Raw genomic sequence first — 6,912 nt, forward strand, 5'->3', positions numbered from 1 at the left:
TGGGACTAGAGGGCAGCAGCAATAATAAGAGTAACAGTAAAGAAGATGCGCAAACCCCATTTGCCGAGTTTAGCAAAGACACCAACGATAGTAGTCTTAGCGAATCAGGACAATGGCAACAAGCCAATATGCTGATCGACTCTCAGCGTCATCTCGCACTATTAAGCGGACAGCATAGTCAGCATACCAGTACCCAAAGCGTGCACAGCCATGCGACAGACAACACCCATCATCACAGTCAAACCCAGATGAATCAATTGGTGGCAGGGGATATTCACTACTACAGCAATAAAGCCCAAACTCATACCGCAGCGCATGGTGATGTGACCATACAAGCGCATCAAGCACAAATGCGACTCGATAGTGAGCAAGTGCTGCGTATTCATAGCCGAGACAGTATTGAGATTATCGCGCCTGATACGCTAACCCTAAAAGCAGCGGGCAGTGGTATTGAGATATCGGGTGGCAATGTGACCTTTATTACGCCAAGTCAAGTGGGCTATAAGGCAGCTAAGGTGGATTGGGGCAGTGGGGGTGAACGTGGTCCAACGATTACCATGCCTCAAGATGAGCTTGCCGACTGTGCTGCCAAGACTGGTAGTGCTGGTAATAAAGGTGGAGCAGTCTAAGCATGCTAATACCAAAAGTAGAGTTCCTCGATGATATTCAAGCGACCGACGCTTATCAAAAGCAACTTAAGGCTTTATATCTAACAGTCTCTGATAATCAATATCAAACGCTGACGGTCCTTATCGATCTAAATACTTACGGTACAGCCGTCTTTGATTTATTGGACTGCGGCATAGATTTGCCATTTAAGCGCATCAAACGCATTCATCATAGCTTTAGCGATGATTTGGCACTTATTGAGATGTCACTAGATAGTAGTAAAGGTCAACGGCTACTTGAGCAGCTACTGGCATTGGCACTATATGAAAACACCTATGATATATCTGGTCATCCGCATCCACGTAGTGTCTGTCTATGGTTGTTTGACCAACCAATCACTAAAACGCTCAAACATAGTATGTATCTGATAGGACAGGCGTATGGAATGGGGACAAACAAGCGTCGTTATTTGCGCTATTGGGATCCTAGAGTCATGGCTCTATTAACACATCTGTGGACCGATCAACAAAAGCTGCAAGTATATAAGTTGGGCTTATCTCACATTTATTATGTGGATTGGAATAATGAAATGAACGTACTAACGTTTCCGACACTCAATGAAGTATATCCATCTAATACGGAAGTGGCGTTAGAGCAGCTCCAGCCTTTACCTTTTCGGTTCAGTCAGCAGCAATGGCAGCTGCTTGGGCAAGCGGAGTGGATAAATATGATATTGCGGCAACTGAAAGAACGAATAGTGATTAACACTCAATCCTATAAAACTGTGATGAACCAAGCATTACTTATTGTTCAACATCAAACTACGCAGCAGCAAGCAGTTAAGAATATTGTTGAGAGTTTAAAGCAGCCTAGAAATCAGGGAGTAGGGAGATGAGTAGTGATTTAAACTTTATGGATAGATTGACAAATAATCATAGAAGTTACCAAGACAAAAAGAAAACCGAGCCCGTAGTATTAGATCTCGAGTATAAAATTCCTACTGGTACAGATGCAATCTCTGTTGAAGCATCCACAATCTTAGTGACGCCTAGTAAGAAATGCGCTTATGGATGCGGAAAGACAGGTATCCCGATTTTACCTGTAGTGTTGAGTAAAACAGATTATAAGGTATCGCCAAGAGATGAGCGATATTTTTCCCATTCTATTATACCTATACCATCCAGTCACAATGCGGTTGCAAGCCTGCCAACTCATTCTTATTTATACTGCTACGTAGAAGATAATGAGGGTTGTTTTTGGTATGAATATTACATAGGATTTGATGGTGCACTAAAAGAAAAAAGACGTTTGTTTGAGGAGGATTTCGTAGAAGATACTAATCAGTCTGGACAAATAGATGTGCAGAATATAGATGAGTCTAATGACCATAATTTTGACGAAGGTGCACAACCATTTAATTGTACAGAAAAAAATCATAGTACATTGGATAGTAAATACATTACTTTGCTTCAAGGAGATACGGCATGGCTAATGGTGAGTCATGCACAGCTGAGTAAAGTGACACTAAAAAAGTATATTGACGATGAAATGCTACGTAATAAACGTATGCAAAAGTTTGTCGCTGATGATTTAACAGGTAATAAAAATACCGTTAATATGAGCGTGAATGAGACTGACTATATAAAGAGCTTCTCTCGGCGTAAGCAACTTGCTCAAGATAGAGATATCGCTAGTAGAATTGATGTATTAGAGCAAAGTGGAGGCAGTGATATAGTAGGAGGTACGGTAGCCGCTACAGCGCTTTATAGAAGCATGGAGAGGAGTATTGCAGAATACGGTGAAGCTCTTGCTTTAGAAATTAAACCCATGATGGTTGCTCTACACGATCCTGTAGGCGAAGTATTAGCAGCAGCAGAGAAGCGAAACTATTTACTCAAAAAACTTGATGATGCTCAAAAAGATAAAGGTAAAATCCGAGAGCAAGTCAATGCCATTATTATTGATAATATTAAAAGTAGCATAGAAGCTGCTAATCAATCATCAGTTTATGAACAACATAGTTATTCAAGGTCAGGTCTTGATCGTAATTATAAAGCAAATTCAGCAGTTGGTAGGAATGTCTATAGTTACATTGATGAATCAAAATTTAAAGCTGTCTTAGCATCTGCGAAAAAAAGCCGCAAAGACAAAGAGTCTATTTCTCAGGCTCGGCAAGTATTTGTAGGTGCGCTTAAAAATTCTGAATTTGCTTTTGTCATGCGTGAGGATTTCATTGAAAATGATGAAGACAGCCATGCTAGCTATGCTCAAATCATTGCCGAGGCAACTCAAGGTATCGGTATTGATGAAAGTAATATCGGTGTACCAGATGCCATTTGGGCAGACCATCAACCAGAGCAAGTATCGGGTATGACGGCAAAGCAAGAGTTTGAGCAGACGTTATTACCCTGTCTTTCAGGAGAAAAACCACCTGAAGACAATTGGCTATCTAAAGCCTTAATCGGCCTAAATCCCGAAGATAATCAAAAAATGCAAGATGCGCCAACATATGAAAACTTCGCGCGCGCGAGTGACTTTATTGGTACAGCAACAAACTGGCTCAATACGTTTAAAAATGAAGCCAAACAAAAAGCTATAGATGCCAAGACTGCCCAAAAAATTCAATACCTTAATGAGTTGGCAAGTTATAAAGCTCAAGTCGTACAGACGATGAGTAATAACATGAGCCATATTAAGGGAAATAACCGCTGGTTGTACAAGATGGACTTGTGGACACAGGCTTCAGTCAATCAATCTACAGGGCTTCGTCTGGCACAAAAAATCTTGAAATATAGTCCCGACAAAGCGACCAAAGTGCTAGGGGGATTTTTAAATAACCGAATCAATAAAGCAAAACCACATAAGACACTCATCCCTGCAAGTATCGATATTGGGGCAGTCAAGCAAGGTTCGGGTAGTAGTGTACCTTTTGCGGTAGACTTTATGCACTCCCTAGCCGCAGATCAACAAGTATTAGATATTTACAACAACGCAGCGTCAGGTGATAAAAATGCCCAAATGACGGTGACGCTATATACAGACAAAGCGACTGCTCAAGCTGCGGCATCAGTCAATCAATCGCTTGCCGATGCGCAAACGGATTTAAATAAATATGTCGATAGCCATAGTGGAGCACAGCGACAGTTGGAGCGTAGCAGTGCAGGTAAGGCAGCACTGATATCTGCAGGGATTGGCTTATTTCAATTACGTAGTGTGTGGATGGGGAAAAGCAACTTGAACGCTATGGCAGCTCGCAGAGACCTCATAGCGCGCGAGTTTATGACCAGCTATGCCAGTACCTCTCTAGCACTGACGGGGGCGGCGCTTGATGTTGCTGCCGCTGGTATGCAGATACGGGGTGCCAGTACTACTGCAATAGCAAGGCTTAGCCTCGGTGTCGGTGTGCTTGGGGCAGTCGGTGCTGGGTTTGAGGTGTATAGTTTAGAACTGACACAGCAACGTATGATTGACGGTAAAAGTAATACTTCCGCTAAAGTTACAGGTATTGCGCAGTTATCAGCAGGCGTGGCTGGAATGGCAGGTCTAGCTATTGGGCTTGGTTTTGTCATGCCATGGGTGATTGGCATTATGGCTGTGGCGTGGGCTGTGAGCTTAATAGCTCAATGGGTAGCTTTTAGTTATGATAAAAGTCACATTCTACCGATTCACTATTGGCTAGATGCTGGCGTCTTTGGCAATAAGGCTATGCTAAATGACGAGTATCCCAATAACCCTTTTAAGATACAGGCAATGAGTAGCCTTGAGCAAGATATGCACGCTTACTCTCTAGCTTTAACTGAGATACAAGTCAACCCCAAATTTGCGACAAACACTGCTAATTTTAGACAAACATTATCAGGACAAATAGAGATAGCATTAAGTCAATGGAACGATGATAGTGAGCTTGTCGTAGAGTTTATCGGTATCGGCAGTCGAGAGCTAGGACTAGATAGAAAATCCTTTAGCATAGAGACGCTTAAACGACAAAACCAAGTCATTGAAACCTCAAGAGGACTAAAGGTCGTATTAGACATTCCCAAGACCAGTCACTTTCAAGCGCAGTATTTAGGCTCATATAGGGAAGGGACGCGAGATCCCAATAAGGAACACGATATGCAAGAAGCGAGAGAGATAGCACAAGCCAATGCTGGTCGTGAAGTTGATAAACTCAGAGCCGTTGTGAAGTATGCGCTCAACCCAAGTATGAATCCATATTACCAACTACGTACAAGCGTCACAAGTCAATAAGGATAACATCATGCAATTACGCGACGACTTCGCCAAACATATCAGTGAGCTTCACAATCCTATTGACCGTCCTTATACCGCTAGTATAGACAAAAGCTTATTAAAGAACACTGAAGATATTGAACATCTTAACAAAGAAATTCACGACGTCAATCCTGATTACTTAACATTCCTACCCGCATACTTTTGGGTATTTTATTTTACGATTGGCTGGGTTTATTTTTCTTCATTTTGGTTAGGTAATTATTTTCTTCAAGATATTGGAGAGGTTGTCTTTATAGATGATGAATTTAGTATTTTTGATATAGTATTCAGCTTCTTATGGATTGTTGTATTTGGTACGCCACTAATTTTATTTCTCTATCAACTAATCAGAAAGCACTTCATTCGCACCCAGTATTACTTTTTAAAAAAACAACAAAAAATAGCTTACTACTATCGTCCACTCTGGAAGTTTAGACAGCCCTATGAGCTTAAGATAGTGGAATACAAAGACGTTATTCCTGACTTGCATCAAGATCCATACAATCGAGCTTATACACCGCTTAATCTTTACGTCGCTGATCCTGAGACAGGTGATATTACCCATCATCTAAAGCTTGAAGACTATCGAGTCAATCCTCGCGTACAATGGGCATTTATCCGCACTTATATGGAAAGCCTAGCGGATGATCTGCCAATAGACTCTCAGTTCTGTGAGGCTTATCCAGCTGACACTAGTAAATCACTGTTTGCTTGTGCTGATATTATCTATCGTAAAAACGGCATACTGCCTAGTGATCATTCTGGCAGTGGTCAGATCATGGTCTTTATAATAGGCTCAATAATCGCTTTGGGTAATTTATTTCAGGCCAATCATTATCAATGTACCAAGCGCGCTATATTACATCCCGACGTGCAAAAGCTTTTAACTTGGGACGGACAAGACAATCCCTATCCGATACAGCCTATAACTGATGAAGCCAAACTAGCCTTTGAAGGTAGAAATTGGGAGGTTAATGTCAGATGGGTATGTATCATACTCATCAACGTTGGCTTATTTGTATGGGCAGTGGTGGCTTATAATAGCTAGCATATAGCTAAGTTGAGTTCTATTATGATACTACCAGTGCCACAAAAATTCCCTATCGGTAAGATTATTGGACATCCTTATCAAGGTGAAATTGCTAGAATTTACACGTTTTCGATGAGTCAACAGGGGGTTTGATACACTCTATTAGCTTTGAAGAAATGCGACTCAATCCCTACGATCAATGGGCATTCATTCGCACCTATATGGAACGTCCCGCAGAAGATCTGCCTTTAAACACACAATACGCTCAAGCGTGCCCAATCGACATGAGTCAGTCGTTAGTTGCTTGTGCCGATATCGCTCAAACCTCTAAAGAGTTTTATGATAAGAATCCTACTCATGAGTTTCGTCTCGCTGATCGGATTATTAGGTGCTGCACTATATTAGCTACTTAGATTTAGCTGAGGGCAACATCTATCAATCAAGTGCCAATCCCGCCCTGCATCCTGAAGTGCAGCGACGGCTCATGTGGGATGGTCAAAACAACCCCTATAATATCTTGCCTGTCACTGCAGAGCGCCAAGCCGCTTTTAATAATCAAAACCAAGCAGTAAAGCTTAAATGGTATTCAGGCATTGCAGTCAATGCGACGTGATTTATCGGTTCGATATTGTATGTGATGCTGTTGATTGCTTAGGTAAAAACTGAAATATAAGAAGATTAAACAGTATGGAAACTACTAAAAAGAAACAACTACATCATACGATCGCAAGAAATTTGCCTAGGAAAATCTGAAATAAGAAAAAGGCCTCCAATTGCTTGGAGGCCTTCTAATATAATGGTACCCGGAGCCGGACTTGAACCGGCACGCTATTACTAGCGAGGGATTTTAAATCCCTTGTGTCTACCAATTTCACCACCCGGGCAAAACTTGTCTTATCTAAAAGTAAGCTTTCTACTTATTAGATAGTGGTCGCTATTATAAGCATTTTCATTAATAAAGCAAGCTAAAATTAACGTCATACTTATATATTTATAGCTAA

At 41.3% G+C, this 6,912-nt stretch carries 5 protein-coding genes and 1 tRNA gene; 5 read left to right on the forward strand and 1 reads right to left on the reverse strand.

All coding sequences use genetic code 11. The features are described from left to right. From V7D75_RS13120 to V7D75_RS13140, 5 genes are all read left to right on the forward strand, one after another. The coding region (locus V7D75_RS13120; protein ID WP_333614909.1) for a DUF2345 domain-containing protein at nt 1–629 on the forward strand (629 nt) is incomplete at its 5' end. A 2-nt stretch (nt 630–631) separates the two neighbouring features. After that, entirely contained in the window at nt 632–1,504 is an 873-nt protein-coding gene (locus V7D75_RS13125) for a hypothetical protein (RefSeq protein WP_333614910.1), read from the forward strand. Further along, a complete protein-coding gene (locus V7D75_RS13130) occupies nt 1,501–4,857 on the forward strand; it encodes a toxin VasX (protein ID WP_333614911.1) in 3,357 nt (1,118 codons plus the stop codon). The genes V7D75_RS13125 and V7D75_RS13130 overlap by 4 nt, the downstream gene beginning before the upstream one ends. A gap of 10 nt (nt 4,858–4,867) precedes the next feature. Then, on the forward strand, nt 4,868–5,929 hold the full coding sequence (locus V7D75_RS13135; RefSeq protein WP_333614912.1) for a hypothetical protein: 1,062 nt from the start codon (nt 4,868–4,870) through the stop codon (nt 5,927–5,929). A 370-nt stretch (nt 5,930–6,299) separates the two neighbouring features. Next, complete coding sequence (locus V7D75_RS13140) at nt 6,300–6,524, forward strand: hypothetical protein (protein WP_333614913.1); 225 nt, start codon at nt 6,300–6,302, stop codon at nt 6,522–6,524. A gap of 184 nt (nt 6,525–6,708) precedes the next feature. Here the strand turns inward: V7D75_RS13140 and V7D75_RS13145 are convergent. After that, nucleotides 6,709–6,795 (reverse strand) — tRNA-Leu (locus tag V7D75_RS13145). Nucleotides 6,796–6,912 lie beyond the last annotated feature (117 nt).

Origin of the sequence: Psychrobacter sp., assembly GCF_036731945.1 — a bacterium.
Lineage (GTDB): Bacteria > Pseudomonadota > Gammaproteobacteria > Pseudomonadales > Moraxellaceae > Psychrobacter.